This is a genomic window from Nonomuraea sp. GTA35, from assembly GCF_041950525.1.
Taxonomy (GTDB): Bacteria; Actinomycetota; Actinomycetes; order Streptosporangiales; family Streptosporangiaceae; genus Nonomuraea.
Genome location: NZ_JBGNUV010000004.1, coordinates 25967 through 42821 on the forward strand (window position 1 = coordinate 25967; position 16855 = coordinate 42821).

Sequence of the window (16855 nt, forward strand, 5' to 3'; positions counted from 1 at the left end):
ATATGTCACCATTCTTCCCAGGAGCAAGCGGCATGTTCTTCGGTATCACGGATTTCTGGGCCTACGTCGTCGGCGCCTTCCTGATCATCCTCCTGCCCGGCCCGAACTCCCTGTACGTGCTCTCCTACGCCGCCCAGCACGGTGTCCGGCAGGGATACCGGGCCGCCGCGGGCGTCTTCGTCGGCGACACGGTGCTGATGTTCCTCACCGCCGCCGGCGCCGCCTCGCTCCTGCGGGCCAACCCGCTGCTGTTCACGATCGTCAAGTACGCCGGCGCGGGCTACCTCGCGTGGATCGGCTTCCAGATGCTCCGCGGCGCCCTGAAGTCATGGCGATCGGCCCGGACGACGGAGACCCCGGCCGAGAAGGTGGACGCCCGCACGCGCCCGTTCCGCAAGGCCCTGACGATCAGCCTGCTGAACCCGAAGGCCATCCTGTTCTTCCTGTCGTTCTTCGTGCAGTTCGTGGACCCGGCCTACGCCAACCCGGCGCTGTCGTTCGTCATCCTGGGCGCGGTCATCCAGCTCTTCAGCTTCCTCTACCTGACCGGCCTGATCTTCGGCGGCACTTTCCTGGCCGCGCAGTTCCGTCGCCACCGCCGGCTCAGCGCCGGGCTCACGTCCGGCGTCGGGGCCGTCTTCCTGGGGTTCGGCGCGAAGCTCGCCACAGCGTCACTCGGATGAAAGCCGTATTCAAGGTTGCGCTGTTTTCGTGGAGACAGATGGAACGCGTCAAAAGAGGCAGTCCCATCCCTCCTCCTCGGGTACGGTAGGCCACCGGCGTGCTTCCCGGGACGGCGGTGATGGACGCATCGGTGACGTCGAGCGATCCATCCGAAACGCCTGGTCCCCCGAAGCCCGGGTAGACGTCGATCGTCGGCCTATCTGCGGAGCAGCCTTGAACCATCCACCGGTCACCCTCCCACGCCTCACCGCGCTCGCCCGGCAGGCGGCTCCCCGGCTGCTCGAAGGCGTGGTCGCCCCCCTCGCCGTCTTCTACCTCGCCATGGTGGTCCTCGGCTTCAAGTGGGCGCTGGCCCTCACCGTCGCCTGGGTCTACCTGGGTGTGGCCTGGCGGCTCGTCAAGCGGGTCAAGGTGCCCGCCACCATGTACCTGGCCGCGTTCGCGATCACCATCCGGGCGATCGTGGCGTTCTGGACGGGCACCTGGATGTGGTTCTTCATCCAGCCCGAGATGGGCACGATCTGCATCAGCATCGCCTTCCTCGCCTCCGTACGGCTGAACAGGCCGCTCGTGCAGAAGCTCACGCTCGACTACATCCATCTGCCGTCCGCGGTGCTCAAGCACGAGCGGGTGCGCCGGTTCTTCGCCAGGATCACGCTGCTGTGGGCGTTCGTGCTGCTGATGAACTCCACGCTGAGCATCTTCCTGGCCGTCTACGAGTCGATCGGCGGCTCGCTCGGCGCGTTCATGATCCTGCGCACGTCAGCGGTGGCCGTGATCAGCGGTACGGCGATCACGTTCTCGATCATCGCCTTCAAGCGGCTCCTGCACCGGCTGCACGTCGCGCACACCTGACCGTTCCATCAGCAGGAACGCCCCGCACAACCCCATGACCAGCCCTGTCAGCATGCCGAACAGCTCCACCAGGTCGGCCGGGTCACCCGCCCCCGCGGCCATCGGCCCGCCCACGGACCGGATGATCAGCACGTAGAGGCCCCAGGCGAACAGCGAGCCCGAGCCCAGCCAGGCCGCCACCAGCGGGCGCCAGAACGGGCCGGCGCCCCGCCTGCGGACGATCACCACCAGCGCGACGGCCCCCGCGACCGCGAGCAGGCCCTTGACCCCGCTCTGCGCCGCCGCCGCTGCCGGGCCTTCGAAGGCCTGCACGAGCCGCGCGCCGCCCAGCACCACGGCCACCGGCAGCGCGGCCCAGGCCAGGATCGCCTGCAGCGGCCTCGTGGGGCTGGGGAAGGACAGGCCGGTGGCCGTGGTGAAGGCGGCCGGCCAGCGGTCGCGGGCGTACAGGGCGAAGGCCGCCATGAGGCCGACGCCCTGCGCCAGGAAACCGCTGTAGACCATCATGTAGACCCACGACGCGATGGGGCCGCCGCTGAACGCGGCCGTCCCGGCCGCCGCGACGACGATCGGCGCGGTGACGACGATCACCGACAGCAGTCCGGTGCCCACCCAGAGCGGGAGCAGCACCAGCAGCGCGGGCAGCCGCATGCCCCAGCGCGCGGTGAAGGCCAGCGCCAGCAGCAGGCCCACGGCGTCCATGCCGAAGGTCATCGCGTTGAGCCCGACCATCGCCGGGTCGTTCATCAGGCTCGGGTCGCTCACGCCGAGGGAGCTGCCGGTCAGCCAGAGGATCTTGAGCGTGAGGTAGGGCAGCATGGCCGCCACCGCCACGATCGCGGCAGTGCGGCGGCCGATGCCCGGCGCGAGGTCCGTGGTGCTCACGACCTGGCGGGGCCGGTGGTCGGCGCTCGGTGCGGGTTGCGTCATGCTCCGAGCGTCGCGCGTCCGGCTGCCTGGACCCTCCCGCCTAGCGGGGATCCTCCTCCCCCTCGCGGGGGAGTGTCACGGTCAGCTCGAAGCCGTCGCCCGCCGGTCCGGCGGTGAGCGTGCCGCCGGCCAGGCGTACGCGCTCGCGCAGGCCCGCCAGCCCCAGCCCGCCGGTCCTGGCGGTGGGCCTGGAGCGCGGCGGCCCGTTGCGTACGCGGACCAGGTGCGGCGCGACCGAGACCGCCACGGCGGCCCCCGGCGCGTGCTTGGCGGCGTTGGTGAGCCCCTCCTGCACCACGGCGGCGGCCAGGCCGGGCACCGGCCCGGGGGCGAGGTCGAGGGAGATCGACATGCCCGAGTCGGCGGCCCGGCGCACCAGCTCCGGGACCTCCTCGCCCGCGGGGGCCAGCGGCGCCGCGTCGGAGTCCTCGCGCAGCAGCCCGATGATCTGGCGCAGCCGCTCGGTGGCGTCGGCCGCCGCGAGCCGCAGCTCCCCCGCCGCCTTGACCTGGGCGGGGGCGAGCCCGGGAGCCAGCTCCAGCCCCGCCGCCCTGACAGCGATCAGGGCCAGGTCGTGGCCGAGCGAGTCGTGCATCTCGCGCGCGATCCTGGCCCGCTCCCGCAGCCTGGCCTGCGCCTCGGCCGACATCCTGGCCTGCCGCCGCTGCTGCAGCAGCTTGCGGCGCAGCACCCCGAACAGGTGCGGCACCACGTAGGTGCCCGCGACCGCGGTGGCCATCGACACCCACAGCGCCAGATCGCCGCCCCTGCTCAGCACCACCACCACGCCCACCAGCGCGATCAGGCAGAACGCGACCAGCGCCGGCCCTCCCCTGGCCATGCGCCGCCCGGTCAGGTACGCGTACCAGGCGATGAACGGCGACGTCGGCAGCAGCGGCAGGATCTTCACGTTGCGCCGGGGCAGCAGCCAGCTCAGGTCCACGGTCGCGAACCCCTCGCTGAACCGCCACGGCCCCAGCGGCAGCAGCAGCACCAGCGCGGCCAGCGGGTAGGGCCGGCCGACGAGCACGGCCACCCCGGCGAGCACCCAGCGGGGCACGGTCACCGTCCCGAACCCGGCGGGGTCCTGGAACGGGTCGGGCCCCATGGCGGCGACGAAAACGCCGAGCGCGACGAAGAGCAGCACGTCATAGACCACCTGGCGGCGGTTCTCCCGGCGAAGACGTTTCACCGCACCGACGGTATCGGCAGTGCCGGGAAGCGGATGCCGTCCGAAGTCAGGTGGCGCCCCTGACGAAAGTCGGGGGTGGGGTGCCGTCCACCACCGTGGTGGGGCTAGCCCCACCACGAATGCGCCTATCTCCACTCCTGATTCCACCGGCGAGAACCGGTTTGATCGAAGGTGTCATCCGGAGGTCGCAGGCCCTCCCCCCGACGAAAGTAGGGGGTAGTGCGTGCCGATCGTCCGATGTGCCGTGAACTGCGGAGTTCCTAGTTTCAAGGGGTATCGGCCCTGACCCGCGTAAGGGAAAGGACCGCGTTCGACCGGGGGCATCCCCGATGTTCCCGGACGTCGCACGCCGTCAGGCTGTGTGAGTGCCCTAACGATCGGAGTACACGCTCATGTCGCACGCCATCCTCGACCTCGTCGAGCAGGTGATGTCGTCGCCGTGGTTGTATGTCGCGCTGTTCGGCCTGGCGCTGCTCGACGGGTTCTTCCCCGTCGTGCCCGCCGAGACGTCCGTGATCACGGCGGGGGTGTTCGCCGCTGCCTCCGGCGAGCCGAACCTGGCCCTGGTCATCCTGGTGGCCGCGCTCGGCGCGTTCGCCGGGGACCACATCTCCTACCTGATCGGCAACAAGTCGTCAGGCAGGCTGCGCGACAAGAAGGCGTTCGTCTGGGCGCGCGGTGCCCTGGCAGAACGGGGCGGCCTCGTCCTGGTCGTGGCCAGGTACATCCCCGGGGGGCGTACCGCGACCACGCTGACCATGGGCGCGGTGCGGCATCCGCTGCGCTCGTTCACCTTCTTCGACGCGATCGCGACGAGCTCGTGGGCGGTGTACTCCGGGCTGATCGGCTACTTCGGCGGAATGGCGTTCGAGAACGACCCGATCAAGGGTCTGCTGCTCGGCCTCGGCATCGCGCTGTCCATCACCGCCGTGGTGGAGATCGTGCGATGGGTCAGGAAGAAGCGCGCCATCAAGGCTTCCCCGGAACGTCTTCCTGCGGACACGTCCGTTTGACCCTGCCTGGCAACCATCCGTCTGAAAGGAGTGCGCATGACTGTGCTGGCCGCGGTGATCGCCCTGGTCGGTTCGCTGTTCTTCGCGCTCGGGGCCGCGCTGCAGCAGTTCGAGGCGGCCGGCTCCGCCAAGCCGGGGCTGCTCGCGCTGCTCAGGAGGCCACGCTGGCTGCTCGGCGGCGTGTCCATCCTGGCGGGTGGTGGCCTGCACATCGTCGCGCTCGGGCTCGGGCCGCTGACGATCGTGCAGCCGATGGGCGTGGCCAGCCTGCTGTTCGCGCTGCCCCTGGCAGCCACGCTGCACGGCCGCAGGCCGTCGCGCGCCGAGCTGGTGTCCGCCGGCGTGGTGGCGGCGGGGCTGATCGGGCTGGTGCTGCTGGTCCCCGAGTCGCACGGCCCCACCCAGCTCAGCCCGAACGGCGTGCTCACGCTGCTGGGCGTGGCGGGGGTGGCGGCGGTGCTGCTGTGGGCCGGCTCGAAGGCGGTCTCGCCCGCCGGCCGGGCGGCGCTGCTGGCGACCAGCTCAGGAGTGCTGTACGGCGCCACCGCCACCCTCATGCGGGTGCTGGTGGACGGCGCCTGGAACTGGTGGTACCTGCTGGCGCTGCCGGTCCCCGCGCTGCTGGCGCTGGTGATGCTCCAGCGGGCCTACGCCGTCGGGCACTTCGGCGTCTCCTTCGCCTCGCTGCAGATCGCCGACCCGCTGACCGCGGTGGCGTTCGGCGCGCTGCTGCTGGGCGAGCCGCTGCCGACCGGGATCCTGCCGGTCCTGGCGGCCCTGCTGACCGCCGCGGGCACCGTCGCCCTGGCGCGGACCAGCCCGCTGGAGGCCCACCACGACCCCGCATGAGATTCCCCAGTTCACGGCTCTCCCCAAGCCATCCCTGACATCGGAGTTCATCGACATGGCCATGCCCCTGCACAGCGTCCCCGACCGCGCCGCGCTCTCCCCCGCCCCCGAGCGCCCGCGCCGCATCCTCATCTCGTCCGACACCTACCCACCCGACGTGAACGGCGCCGCCTACTTCACCCATCGCCTGGCCACGGGCCTGGCCGCGCGGGGCAACGAGGTGCACGTGGTCTGCCAGTCGGACCTGGGCCCGGCCAGCGCCGACGTGTCCGACGGCGTGATCGTGCACCGGCTGCGCTCGGCGCCGCTGCTGGTCCACCCGACCATGCGCTTCACCGTGCCGACCCGGCTCGACCGGCTCGTCTCCATCATCAAGCCCGACGTGCTGCACACCCAGGGTCACTTCGTGGTCGGCAGGTCCGCCATCGCCGCCGCCCGCCGGGCCGGCGTGCCCATCGTGGCCACCAACCACTTCATGCCCGACAACCTCTTCCAGTTCGCCCACATCCCCGCGCGGCTGCGAGAGAAGGCGGGCAAGCTGGCCTGGCGCGACTTCAGCCGCATCTTCAACCGGGCCGACCACATCACCACGCCCACCCCGCTGGCCGCCAAGCTGCTGGCCGACCAGGGCTTCGGGCGCGGCGTCGAGCCGGTCTCCTGCGGCATCGACCTGACCAGGTTCTACCCGCACACCGAGCCCAAGGCGTGGGCGCGCAAGATGTTCGACCTGCCCGACCGGCCCACGATCCTGTTCGTCGGCCGCCTCGACGAGGAGAAGCGCCTCGACGAGGTGATCCGCGCGCTGCCGCTGGTGCTCAACGAGACCGACGCGCAGGTCGCCTTCGTCGGCAAGGGCAACCAGCGGGAGGAGCTGACGCGGCTGGCCAGGCGCATCGGCGTGAGCGAGCGGGTGTTCTTCCTCGGCTTCGTGGCCGACGAGAACATGCCGCAGGCCTTCGCCGCCGCCGACGTGTTCGCCATGCCCGGCGTCGCCGAGTTGCAGAGCATCGCCACGCTGGAGGCCATGGCCTCGGGGCTGCCCGTGGTGGCCGCCGACGCGATGGCGCTGCCGCACCTGGTGGACGGCAACGGCTACCTGTACCAGCCGGGCGACGTGGTCGCGCTGGCCCGGCACCTGGCGACCGTCCTCGCCGACGACGGCCTGCGCGCCCGGCTCGGCAAGGCCAGCAGGGAGCTGGCACTCACCCATGACGACCAGGCGTCGCTCGCCCGGTTCGAGCGGATCTACGACGAGGTGATGCGATGACGCCCAGGCAGAGCGTCTGGGGCACGATGATCGGCACGCTGGTGTCGGCCGGCGCGCTCGCGTACGCGGACGTGGCGCTGCCCACCCAGGTGCTGCTCAGCGACTACGCGCTGGTCTCCGGCGGCCTGGTGCCCGTCCTGATCGGGATGCTGGCGCTGGCGGCGGCCTGCCTGTGCCTGGCGTACGGGCTGGCCACCCTCGACCCCGCGCGCACCGCGCCCACCCGGGTGCTGCTGGTGGCCGGGGCGGCGGGGCTGATGATGAGCGCGATCTTCCCGACCGATCCGGGCACCTCGCAGATCGGTACGCTCTCCGGCGAGATCCACCGCTGGTCGGCGGCGGTCGTGTTCACTTCGCTGCCGGTCGCCGGCTGGGTCCTGGCCAAGGGCCGGGCGGCGGCGTCCGGGTGGAACGCGGTGCGCGCGCTCAGCGTGGCCGCCGCGGCCACGCTCGCGATCTACCTGGCGGCCCACCCGGCCTCCATCACCTCGTCGCTGATCAACGGCGGCGGCTACTACGGGACGCTGGAGCGCGGCGTCGTGCTGGCCGAGATGGCGCTGCTCATCGCCATGGCGCTGGCCACCTTCTCCGGCCGGGCCGTCGCGAAGAGCGAGCCCGTACCCGCCGAGCCGGCCGAGGTCCCCGAGCGCGAGCCCCAGGAACGGCTGGCCGCCTGACGCGCTTCCGAACGCTTCCACCGCAGACCCGCTCCACCACCTGACGCGCTTCCACCGCGTGGCACCCCCGTCCTGCCCGCGACACTTCGACCGCCGCCGAAAGGACTGAGCCCTAGCGTGACCTCATGCTCATCACCCGACATGCCGAAGCCACGGCGGTTCTCTCCGACACCCGGTACGTGCCGCCACCCGTACGCCAGGACGGCACGGAAGGGACGCTGGCCTGGCTGCGTGCCCGCGTGTCCCGGTTCAGCACCGGCGAGACGCACGCGCGGCGGCGCCACGAGCTGGTCGAACTGCTGAGCGGGCTGGACCCCGCCGGGCTGCGAGCGGCCGCCGAGGCGCTGACCAGGCAGCGGGGCGGCGACTGGCGTGGCGTGCCGACGGCCGTGCTGGGAGCGGCGCTAGGAGTCGAGGACACCGGTGCGGTGCCCGCCGCCGCGGCCGGCTACCTGTCGGGCGAGGAGAGCCCGCAGGCCGACGCCGCCGTGGCCGAGCTGCTGAAGCTGGCCGGCATCCCGGTGATCACGCTGCTGCTGCAGGCGCACGCCGCCACGGAAGGGCTCATCGAGACCGCACTCGCGCACGCCGGCCCCGACCAGGACATCGACGAGCTGCTGGGCGAGACGCTCAGGCGCGACCCGCCGCTCAAGGCCACCCGCAGGCTGGACACGCGCACCGGCGACGAGGTGACGATCGACCTGGTGGCCGTCAACCGCGACCCCGGCGCGCACGACCCCGCGCGCGGCCACGTCCCGCACCTGACCTTCGGCCACGGCGTGCGCCCCTGCCCCGCCCCCGAGCACGCGCTCGCGCTGGCCGCGGGCGTACTGGAAGGACTGCTGAAGTGAACTTCCACGACCTGCACCGCCCCGGCGATCCGCTGCTGCTGCCCAACGCCTGGGACTACGGCTCGGCGGCCTACCTGGCCGCGCACGGCTTCCCCGCGATCGGCACGACCAGCCTCGGCGTGGCCGCCGTGCACGGCAGGCCCGACGCGGCCGGCGCCACGAGGGCCGAGACGATCGAGCTGGCGGAGTCGATCAGCGGCCTGGGCGTCCTGGTGACGGTGGACATCGAGGGCGGGTTCAGCGACGACCCGGCCGAGGTGGGCGAGCTGGTGGCGGGCCTGGCCGCGCTGGGCGTGGCGGGCGTCAACCTGGAGGACGGCCGTCCTGACGGCACGCTGCGCCCCATCGGGCTGCAACAGCGGATCATCGAGGCGGCCAAGGGGCACGGCGTGTTCGTCAACGCGCGCACGGACACGTACTGGCTGGGGACCGGCGAGGGCACCGCCGAACGGGTGGACGCCTACGGGCACGCCGACGGCGTCTTCGTGCCGGGGCTGAGCGACCTGGACGAGATCGCGAAGGTGGCGGCGAGCACGCCGCTGCCGCTCAACGTGCTCTACCAGCAGGGCGGGCCCAGCCTGGCCCGGCTGGCCGAGGCGGGGGTGGCCAGGGTGAGCACCGGGTCGCTGCTCTACCGGGCCGCGCTGGCGGCGGCGCTGGGCACGGCGCTCGCCGCCCGCGGCGAGCAGGCCCCAGGGATGCCGACATATGCCGAGATCGTCGCCTGGTTGCCGCGATAATCGAGACATGCGCTTCCAGATCCTCGGGCCCACCAACGTGCTGGGCGAGGACGGCGATCCGGTCACGCTCGGCGGCCCCCGCGTGCGTGCCCTGCTGACGCTGCTCGCGCTGCACGCGGGCCGCATCGTCGGCGCGGAGCAGCTCGTGGACGGCATGTACGGCCCCCGTCCCCCCGAGGGCGTGGCCAACGCGCTGCAGTCGCAGGTGTCCCGGCTGCGCCGGGCGCTGGGGCGGGACCGGGTGGAGTTCCACCCGGCCGGGTACCGGCTGGTCGCCGACCCGCGGGACGTGGACGCGCGCAGGTTCGAGCTGCTGACGGCCGAGGGCCGGCAGGCGCTGGCCGGCGGCGACCCCGAGCGGGCGGCGGCGCTGCTGCGCGAGGCGCTGGAGCTGTGGCGGGGCGCACCGCTCGTGGACGCCCCGCACGCCGAGGCCGCCGCGGCGGCCCTGGAGGAGCTGCGGCTGGCCGCCACGGAGGACCGCGCGCAGGCGGACCTCGACCTCGGCAGGCACCGGGAGCTGGTGGCCGAGCTGAGCCAGCTCACGGCCGCGTACCCGCTGCGCGAGCGGCTGCGCGCCCAGCTCATGCGCGCCCTGTACGGCAGCGGCCGGCAGGCGGAGGCGCTGACCGTCTACGAGGAGACCAGGAAGCTGCTGGACGAGGAGCTGGGCATCGAGCCCGGCGCCGAGCTGGCCGCCGCCCACCTGGCCGTCCTCAGGGCCGACCCCGCGCTCGGCACCGCGCATCCGGTCGCGCCCGGCGGCGGCACGCACCCGGCGACGCTCGGCGGCACGCATCCCGCGGCCCCCGAGTCCGCGCACCCGGCCGCGCCTGGGACCGCACCGGGGGCCGGAGCGGGGGCCGAGGCAGGGGCGCAGGGTCCGGCAGGGCAGCCGGCGCGGCGGGGGCTGCGGGCCCAGCTCACCAGCTTCGTGGGCCGCGCCGAGGAGCTGGCGCAGGTCGGGGCCAGGCTCCGGGACAGCAGGCTGGTCACGCTGATCGGCCCCGGCGGCGCGGGCAAGACGCGGCTGGCGATCGAGACGGCCGCGCAGGAGCCGGGTGACGTGTGCTTCGTGCCGCTGGCCCCCGTCTCCGACGGCGACGGCGTGCCGCAGGCCGTGCTGGCCGCCCTCGGCGTCCGCGACGCCCTGCTGAACATCCACGAGCGGCCCACCCTGGACCCCGAGGCCAGGCTCGTCGCCGCGCTGGCCGACCGCGAGCTGCTGCTGATCCTGGACAACTGCGAGCACCTCGTGACGGCCACCGCCGAGCTGGCCGACCACCTGCTGGCCGCCTGCCCCGACCTGCGCGTGCTGGTGACCGGCCGGGAGGCGCTGGGCATCACGGGCGAGTCGATCCTGCCCGTGACGCCGCTGCGGCTGCCGCCCGCCGAGACGGACGAGCCACTCGGCTATCCCTCGGTGCGGCTGTTCGCCGACCGGGCCGCCGCCGTTCGGCCCGGCTTCGCGGTGGACGCGGGCAACGCCGAGCACGTCGTACGCATCTGCCGGGCCCTCGACGGGCTGCCACTGGCGATCGAGCTGGCGGCGGCGCGGCTGCGCACGCTGTCGATCGCCGACGTCGCGGCCCGGCTCGACGACCGGTTCAGGCTGCTGACCCGCGGCAGCCGTACGGCGCTGCCCCGGCATCAGACGCTGCACGCGGTCGTGGCGTGGAGCTGGGACCTGCTGGACGAGAGCGAGCAGGTGATGGCCAGGCGGCTGAGTACGTTCGTGGCGGGGGCGCGCCCGGAGGTGGCCGAGCGGGTGTGCGGGCTGCCGGAGGAGGCGCTGTTCTCGCTGGCGGAGAAGTCGCTGGTGGAGTTCGCGGACGGGCGGTTCAGGATGTTGGAGACGATCCGGGCGTTCTGCGCGGAACGGCTGGAGGAGTCGGGCGAAGGGGACTCGATCCGCGACGCGCACGCCCGCTACTACCTCGACCTGCTGCTGACGGCCGACCCGCTGCTGCGTACCAGCGCGCAGATGGAGTGGCTGGCCAGGCTCGACGAGGAGAGCGGCGACCTCGACGCGGCCGTGCGCTGGGCGACCGAGACCCGGCAGTTCGAGCTGGGCATGCGGCTGCTGGCCCACAGCGCCTGCTACTGGTGGATGCGCGGCCACCGCACCGCGAGCGCGAACCTGGCCGCCGCGCTGCTGGCCGCGCTGGGCGAGACGCGCCTGCCCGGCCTGGAGGAGGAGTACGGCATGTGCGTGCTCATCGTGGCCTGGGCCGGAGGCATGGACGAGTCGCTGCGCGCGCAGCTGGACGAGGTGCGGCGGCTGCTGCCGATCGACTACCTGCCGGTGCGGGTGGAGTTCATGATGATGCTGCTGTCGATGTTCACCGGGCCCCCGGAGGACTTCGACGCCATGCAGCAGTTCTACGTGAACCAGGTCAGTGACCTGCCGCCCTGGAAGCGGGCCTTGGCCAGCTGCGGCCACGCGTTCGTCCTGCAGATACTCGGCCGGGCCGAGGAGGCGCTGGAGTATTTCGAGATCAGCCTGACCAGGTTCAGGGCCATCGGGGAGCGGTGGGGCATGGTGCTGGTGCTGTCCGGGCTCGGGACGCTGCGCCAGCGGCAGGGCGACTACCGCAGCGCGCACGCGCTCGCCGACGAGGCGCTGGCGCTGGCGCGCGAGCTGGGCGCGGCCACGGAGACCGCCGAGGGGCTGTGCCGCCGCGGTGACGCGCGGATCGCCCTGAACGACCTGCGGGGCGCGCGGGCGGACTACGCGGAGGCGTGCGAGCTGTCGCGCCGCAACGGCTCCATGGAGATCCTGGCCTGGGCCCTGCTCGGGCTGGGCCTGGTCGAGATGGAGCAGGGCGATCCCGGTGCGGCCCGTGCCCTGCTGGTCCAGGCCCGCGAGGTGTGCCCCGGCGACTGGTACAGCACCGAGGACACCCGCTGCCGCATCGACACCGCGCTGGCGCAGCTCAGCGGCTCGGTCAGCGAACGGTAGGCCCGCCGTCAGCCGCCCCGGCCAGAGTGTGCGGCATGAAGAACAAATGGGCGTGCCTGGCCATCGCCTGCCTGGCCACGCTGCTGCTCTCCCTCGATCTCACCGTCCTGCACCTGGCCCTGCCCCGGCTGGTGGCCGACCTCGGCGCGACCTCCACGCAGCTGCTGTGGATCGGCGACATGTACGGCTTCGCGCTGGCCGGCCTGCTCGTCACCATGGGCAACCTCGGCGACCGCATCGGCCGCAAGCGCCTGCTCCTGATCGGCGCCGTCGCGTTCGGCGCCGCCTCCGTGGTCACCGCGTACGCGCCCACCCCCGAGCTGCTGATCGCGGCCAGGGCGCTGCTGGGCGTGGCCGGCGCCACGATCATGCCCTCGACGTTGTCGATCATCCGGAACGTGTTCACCGAGCCGGGCGAGCGCACCGCGGCCATCGGCGTCTGGAGCGGGATGAGCGCGGCGGGCTTCGCCGTCGGCCCCGTGGTGGGGGGCCTGCTGCTCGACCACTTCTGGTGGGGCTCGGTCTTCCTGATCAACGTGCCGATCATGGCGCTGGTGCTGGCCGGCGGCATCCTCGTGCTGCCGGAGTCGCGCAACCCGCACGCGGGCCGGCTCGACCTGGTCAGCGTGGTGCTGTCGTTCGCCGGCATCGTGACCGCCATCTACGCGATCAAGGAGGCGGCGCACAAGGGCGTCGAGCACGCGGACGTGGTGGCGGCGGGCGTGGCGGGGGTCGCGCTGCTCGCGCTGTTCGTGTGGCGGCAGGCCAGGCTCGCCGAGCCGCTCATCGACGTGCGGCTCTTCGCGCGCCGCGCGTTCACCGCCTCGATCCTGACGAACCTGCTGGCGATCTTCGCCATGTCGGCCATGATGCTGATGTTCGCCTGGTACCTGCAGCTCGTGCTCGGCTGGTCGCCGCTGCAGGCGGGGCTCGCCCAGCTCCCCGGCGGGCTGAGCGGCGCGGTGGGCGGCGTGCTGGCCGCCAGGCTCATCCGGCCCCTGGGCAGGAACGGCGTGGTCGCGCTGGGCCTGGCCATGAACGCGGGCTCGTTCCTCTACTACGCCACGCTCGGCACCGAGCTGAACTACCTGACGCTGCTGCCGGTCATGGTGATCGGCGGCATGGGCGTCGGGTTCGCCTTCACCGTCAACAACGACAACGTGCTGGCCACGGCGCCGCGGCAGCGTGCGGGGGCCGCCGCCGCGGTGTCGGAGACCGCGTTCGAGCTGGGCGGCGCGCTCGGCATCGCGATCCTGGGCACGGTGCTGACCAGCGCCTACCGGGCCGGCCTCGACGTGCCCGCCGGGGTCCCGGCCGAGGCCGCCAGGGAGTCGATCGCCGGAGCGCTGAACCTGGCCGCCACCCTGCCCGCCGGACAGGCCGACCAGCTCGTACGGGCGGCGCAGGCGGCCTTCGTCCAGGGCGTGCACCTCACCTCGCTCGTCACGGCGAGCCTGCTGGCCGTGGTGGCGGTGCTCGCCCTGGTGGGCCTGCGCGGCGTGCCGAAGGTCATCCCGGAGGAGGTGCTGTCCGGCGCGCACTAGCTCACGCGATGGGGTTCGTCGGGCAGGGGCGGGTCCTCGTCGGGGACAGGTCGTCGAGGCGGTGGCCGATCATCCGGGCGATGCCCTCGATGGTCTGGATGCCCGTCCCCTCGCCCGGCTGCCGGTCGGTCTGCACCGACAGCAGCAGGTCCCGCCCCGGCCCCACGACGCGGCCGTAGCTGGTCACCGCCCACGTGTGGTGGATGAACGGCCGCGGCGTCCACCCGTTCTTCAGCGCCACCCGATCCCCTGGCCTGGCGGCGGCGCTGACACCCCACGCCTGGTCCTTCTGCACCCGCTCCATCAGCCCGAGCACCATCCCCCGGTCGCCTGCGGTCAGCCCCTTGCCCCCCTGGACGAGCACCTTCATCAGGCGGATGCGGTCGGCGGGGCTGGTGTTGGTGCCGCCCCAGTACTTGCTCGGCCCCGGCGTGGTCTCCTTGAGCCCGATCCGGCGGTAGAAGTCGCTCATGGCCCCGCCGCCGCCGACCCGCGACCACAACGCGTCGGCGGCGCTGTTGTCGCTCTCCCTGATCATGCGGGTGGCCAGGTCCCGCTCGCCCTCGTCAAGGCGGGAGTCGCGGCCGGCCAGCAGCGCGGCGAGGATGTCCACCTTGGCGCCGCTGGCGGTGATCATGTCGTGCTCGTGCTCCCCCTGCCCCAGCCGGACCCCGGTCACCAGGTCCAGCGCGCCGTAGACGATCCGGCCCGGCCGGCCGCGCACGTACTGGGCGAGGTCGCGTTCGAGCCGCGCCCGGGCGGCCTTGCCCGCCCGGATGTCACGAAATTTCAAGACACAGCGTGCGACCTTGACCGGCGCCTCCACCGCGGCGGGCACGACCGGCGCCTTCCCGGCCCCGCAACCGGCCGCGACCGCCAGCCCGAGCCAGGCCATCCACTTCCCACGCACGCGCGAACCCCCGTGATCTCGTCGGGGGTCGTACGGATGATGCCCTGCCCGGCGGGCCCGCCCATCCCGCCAGGCGGTTTCCTGGCGAGACCTTCAGCACTACCTTGCCCGGCTCAGAGGTGCTCGCCCAGGAAATCGGCGGTCGCGTCCACGGCCTGAGTGACGTACGGCTCGCGGTCGTAGAGGTCGATGTGCTGCTTGGCGTCCACCCAGACGATCTTCTTCGGCTGGTCGAGCCGCCTGAACACCTCCTCCGCCCCCTCGGGCGTGCAGAACCGGTCCACGACCCCGTGCACGAGCAGCGCCGGCTTCGGCGACAGGAAGTCGCTGCCCGTCATGTTGTCCATGGTGAGCAGCTCCAGCACGCTGGCCCTGGTCACCTCGTTCGACCAGTGCGGGGACGCGCCGCGCTCGCCGCCGTAGTACGCGTACGGCTCGTCGCCGGGCATCGCGGCCTCGCCCTGCCCGGCGACCGCGGGCAGGTACTCGACGGGCCCGCCCAGGTCCTGCCGCTCCAGCACGTCCAGATAGGGCGCGAGGTCCGCGCCGCGCATCGCGTAGGGGTTGTTGTACGCCCCGGCGATCCCCGCGAACACCTTCACCCGGGGGTCGAAGGCGGCGAACTTGAGCGCGTATCCCCCGCCGAGGCAGATCCCGACCGCCCCGATCCGCTCACGGTCCACCTCGGGCCGCGACCGCAGGAACGACACCGCGGCCCGCAGGTCGTGCAGCTTGCCCTGCGGGTCCTCGTGGCGGCGCGGCAGCCCCTCGGACTCGCCCCAGTTGCGGTGGTCGAAGGCCAGCGTGGCATACCCCCGCTCGGCCAGCCGGACCGCGTACAGGCCCGTGACCTGGTCACGCACTCCGGTGAACGGCCCGGTGAACACCAGCCCCGGCCACGGCCCCACGCCGTCCGGCACCCGCAGGTCGCCGGCCAGCGTAAGACCGTCCACAACGAATTCCACTCTCATGGACACCAGGCTACGAGTCGAACCCGAGCCCCATCCGGTCGAGCGCGCGCAGCCACAGGTTGCGCCTGCCCTGGTGCTGGTCGGCCTGGGCGATCGACCAGCGGGTGAACTGGATGACCCCCGACCGCACCGGCTCGGGCGGGAACGGCATCGGCTTCTCCTTCACCATGCGCAGCTCGGTGCGGTCGGTGGGCTTGCCCGACAGCAGGTCCAGCATGACGTTCGCGCCGAACCGGGTGGCGCCGACGCCCATGCCGGTGTAGCCGGCGGCGTAGACCAGCCGGCCGCCGTGCGCCTGCCCGTAGAAGGCGCTGAACCGGCTGCACGTGTCGATCACGCCGCCCCACCTGTGGGTGAACCGCACCCCGTCCAGCTGCGGGAAGGTGTCGTAGAAGTGCCGCGCGAGCTTGACGAACGTCTCGTCGCGCTGGTCGTACTCCGGCTTGACCAGGCCCCCGTTGTAGTAGACGGCGTCGTAGCCGCCCCACAGGATCCGGTTGTCGTCGGTCAGCCGGTAGTAGTGGAACTGGTTGCCCGAGTCGCCCACGCCCTGCCTGTTGCGCCAGCCCACGGAGTCGAGCTGGGCCGCGGTCAGGGGCTCGGTCATCAGCACGTAGTCGTACACCGGGACCACGAAGTGCTTCAGCCGCCGCAGCAGCGGCGGGAACACCCCGGTGCCCAGCGCCACCTGGCGCGCGCCCACCGTGCCGTGCGGCGTGCGCAAGGTGATCGTCGTGCCGTCGTCGGCCATCGAGCGGACCGGGGTGCGCTCGTGGACGCGTACGCCGAGCCGCAGGCACGCGTCCCGCAGCCCCCACACCAGCCGCGCCGGGTCGAGCATGGCGCAGCCGCTGCGCTCCCAGAGCCCGCCCAGGTAGGTCGGCGAGTTCACCTCTGCCCGCACCTGCTCCTGGTCCAGCGGCAGATAGTCGAGGCCGAGATCGGAGATCAGGTCGAGGTGCTCGTTGAGGCCGTCGAGCTGCCACTCCTCGGTGGCCACGTGCAGCTCGCCGGTGCGTTCGAAGGAGCAGTCGACGCCGTAGCGCTCCAGCGTGCGCTCGATCTCGTCGAGGTTCTCGACCCCCATGCGTTCGAGCCGGTCGATCTCCTCAGGCCACCGCTCCAGCCCGTTGGCCAGGCCGTGGGTGAGGGTCGCCATGCAGAACCCGCCGTTGCGGCCGGTGGCCGCCCAGCCGATCCTGCGGCCCTCGATCAGGACGACGTCCAGCGAGGGGTCGCGCTCCTTGGCCATCAGGGCCGTCCAGAGCCCCGAGAAGCCGCCGCCGACGACGACCAGGTCGGCGGTGGTGTGTCCGAAGAGCCGCGGTTGCGGCTCGGGTCTGGCCGGGCTGTCCAGCCAGTACGGCTTGCGCTCCGCATCAGCCAGCGCCTTCAGCGGATCCACAAATC

15 protein-coding genes are annotated in these 16855 nt (G+C 72.7%); 10 read left to right on the plus strand and 5 right to left on the minus strand.

The annotated features are described in order from the left end of the window. Positions 1–32: 32 nt before the first annotated feature. The gene (gene leuE / locus ACBJ32_RS18540; protein ID WP_357875347.1) at positions 33–683 is read left to right on the plus strand and encodes a leucine efflux protein LeuE; all 651 of its coding nucleotides are present in this window, start codon (positions 33–35) and stop codon (positions 681–683) included. A gap of 214 nt (positions 684–897) precedes the next feature. After that, positions 898–1539, plus strand: coding sequence for a VC0807 family protein (locus ACBJ32_RS18545; RefSeq protein WP_375127794.1), 642 nt, complete (start codon positions 898–900; stop codon positions 1537–1539). On the opposite strand, the gene ACBJ32_RS18550 is transcribed toward ACBJ32_RS18545, so the two are convergent. Continuing rightward, complete coding sequence (locus ACBJ32_RS18550; protein WP_375127795.1) at positions 1447–2469, minus strand: hypothetical protein; 1023 nt, start codon at positions 2467–2469, stop codon at positions 1447–1449. The two genes, ACBJ32_RS18545 and ACBJ32_RS18550, sit on opposite strands and share 93 nt — an antisense overlap. A 40-nt stretch (positions 2470–2509) precedes the next feature. Further along, the gene (locus ACBJ32_RS18555; RefSeq protein ID WP_375127796.1) at positions 2510–3661 is read right to left on the minus strand and encodes a sensor histidine kinase; all 1152 of its coding nucleotides are present in this window, start codon (positions 3659–3661) and stop codon (positions 2510–2512) included. Between the two features lie 392 nt (positions 3662–4053). Here ACBJ32_RS18555 and ACBJ32_RS18560 point away from each other — a divergent pair, with 392 nt between their 5' ends. The 8 genes from ACBJ32_RS18560 to ACBJ32_RS18595 all read left to right on the plus strand — a co-directional run bounded on the left by ACBJ32_RS18560 (position 4054) and on the right by ACBJ32_RS18595 (position 13564). After that, positions 4054–4674, plus strand: a complete 621-nt coding sequence (locus tag ACBJ32_RS18560; RefSeq protein WP_357875355.1) for a DedA family protein — start codon at positions 4054–4056, stop codon at positions 4672–4674. 36 nt (positions 4675–4710) lie between these two features. Continuing rightward, positions 4711–5523, plus strand: coding sequence for a DMT family transporter (locus ACBJ32_RS18565; protein ID WP_375127797.1), 813 nt, complete (start codon positions 4711–4713; stop codon positions 5521–5523). A gap of 55 nt (positions 5524–5578) precedes the next feature. Then, entirely contained in the window at positions 5579–6790 is a 1212-nt protein-coding gene (locus ACBJ32_RS18570; RefSeq protein ID WP_375127798.1) for a glycosyltransferase, read from the plus strand. Next, positions 6787–7467 (plus strand): DUF998 domain-containing protein, encoded by a 681-nt coding sequence (locus ACBJ32_RS18575; RefSeq protein ID WP_357875359.1) that lies wholly within the window; start codon positions 6787–6789, stop codon positions 7465–7467. The genes ACBJ32_RS18570 and ACBJ32_RS18575 overlap by 4 nt, the downstream gene beginning before the upstream one ends. A 125-nt stretch (positions 7468–7592) precedes the next feature. Then, positions 7593–8318 (plus strand): hypothetical protein, encoded by a 726-nt coding sequence (locus ACBJ32_RS18580; protein WP_375127799.1) that lies wholly within the window; start codon positions 7593–7595, stop codon positions 8316–8318. Continuing rightward, on the plus strand, positions 8315–9058 hold the full coding sequence (locus ACBJ32_RS18585) for an isocitrate lyase/phosphoenolpyruvate mutase family protein (RefSeq protein ID WP_375127800.1): 744 nt from the start codon (positions 8315–8317) through the stop codon (positions 9056–9058). Before ACBJ32_RS18580 ends, ACBJ32_RS18585 begins: the two co-directional genes overlap by 4 nt. A gap of 7 nt (positions 9059–9065) precedes the next feature. Beyond that, positions 9066–12020 (plus strand): BTAD domain-containing putative transcriptional regulator, encoded by a 2955-nt coding sequence (locus tag ACBJ32_RS18590; protein ID WP_375127801.1) that lies wholly within the window; start codon positions 9066–9068, stop codon positions 12018–12020. A 35-nt stretch (positions 12021–12055) separates the two neighbouring features. Beyond that, complete coding sequence (locus tag ACBJ32_RS18595) at positions 12056–13564, plus strand: MFS transporter (RefSeq protein ID WP_375127802.1); 1509 nt, start codon at positions 12056–12058, stop codon at positions 13562–13564. Position 13565: 1 nt separating this feature from the next. Here ACBJ32_RS18595 and ACBJ32_RS18600 read toward each other — a convergent pair whose 3' ends face one another. From ACBJ32_RS18600 to ACBJ32_RS18610, 3 genes are all read right to left on the minus strand, one after another. Further along, on the minus strand, positions 13566–14474 hold the full coding sequence (locus tag ACBJ32_RS18600) for a serine hydrolase (protein WP_375127803.1): 909 nt from the start codon (positions 14472–14474) through the stop codon (positions 13566–13568). A 113-nt stretch (positions 14475–14587) separates the two neighbouring features. Next, positions 14588–15445 (minus strand): alpha/beta hydrolase, encoded by an 858-nt coding sequence (locus ACBJ32_RS18605; protein WP_375127804.1) that lies wholly within the window; start codon positions 15443–15445, stop codon positions 14588–14590. A 10-nt stretch (positions 15446–15455) separates the two neighbouring features. Then, the gene (locus tag ACBJ32_RS18610; RefSeq protein ID WP_357875373.1) at positions 15456–16850 is read right to left on the minus strand and encodes an FAD-dependent oxidoreductase; all 1395 of its coding nucleotides are present in this window, start codon (positions 16848–16850) and stop codon (positions 15456–15458) included. Between the last annotated feature and the right edge of the window lie 5 nt (positions 16851–16855).

What these genes read in the sequence shown, in the direction of transcription:
- leuE (WP_357875347.1), top strand. Translation starts at nt 33, where the DNA reads ATGTTCTTCGGTATCACGGATTTCTGGGCCTACGTCGTCGGCGCCTTC.
- ACBJ32_RS18550 (WP_375127795.1), bottom strand. Translation starts at nt 2,469, where the DNA reads ATGACGCAACCCGCACCGAGCGCCGACCACCGGCCCCGCCAGGTCGTG.
- ACBJ32_RS18560 (WP_357875355.1), top strand. Translation starts at nt 4,054, where the DNA reads ATGTCGCACGCCATCCTCGACCTCGTCGAGCAGGTGATGTCGTCGCCG.
- ACBJ32_RS18565 (WP_375127797.1), top strand. Translation starts at nt 4,711, where the DNA reads ATGACTGTGCTGGCCGCGGTGATCGCCCTGGTCGGTTCGCTGTTCTTC.
- ACBJ32_RS18570 (WP_375127798.1), top strand. Translation starts at nt 5,579, where the DNA reads ATGGCCATGCCCCTGCACAGCGTCCCCGACCGCGCCGCGCTCTCCCCC.
- ACBJ32_RS18575 (WP_357875359.1), top strand. Translation starts at nt 6,787, where the DNA reads ATGACGCCCAGGCAGAGCGTCTGGGGCACGATGATCGGCACGCTGGTG.
- ACBJ32_RS18580 (WP_375127799.1), top strand. Translation starts at nt 7,593, where the DNA reads ATGCTCATCACCCGACATGCCGAAGCCACGGCGGTTCTCTCCGACACC.
- ACBJ32_RS18590 (WP_375127801.1), top strand. Translation starts at nt 9,066, where the DNA reads ATGCGCTTCCAGATCCTCGGGCCCACCAACGTGCTGGGCGAGGACGGC.
- ACBJ32_RS18595 (WP_375127802.1), top strand. Translation starts at nt 12,056, where the DNA reads ATGAAGAACAAATGGGCGTGCCTGGCCATCGCCTGCCTGGCCACGCTG.
- ACBJ32_RS18605 (WP_375127804.1), bottom strand. Translation starts at nt 15,445, where the DNA reads ATGAGAGTGGAATTCGTTGTGGACGGTCTTACGCTGGCCGGCGACCTG.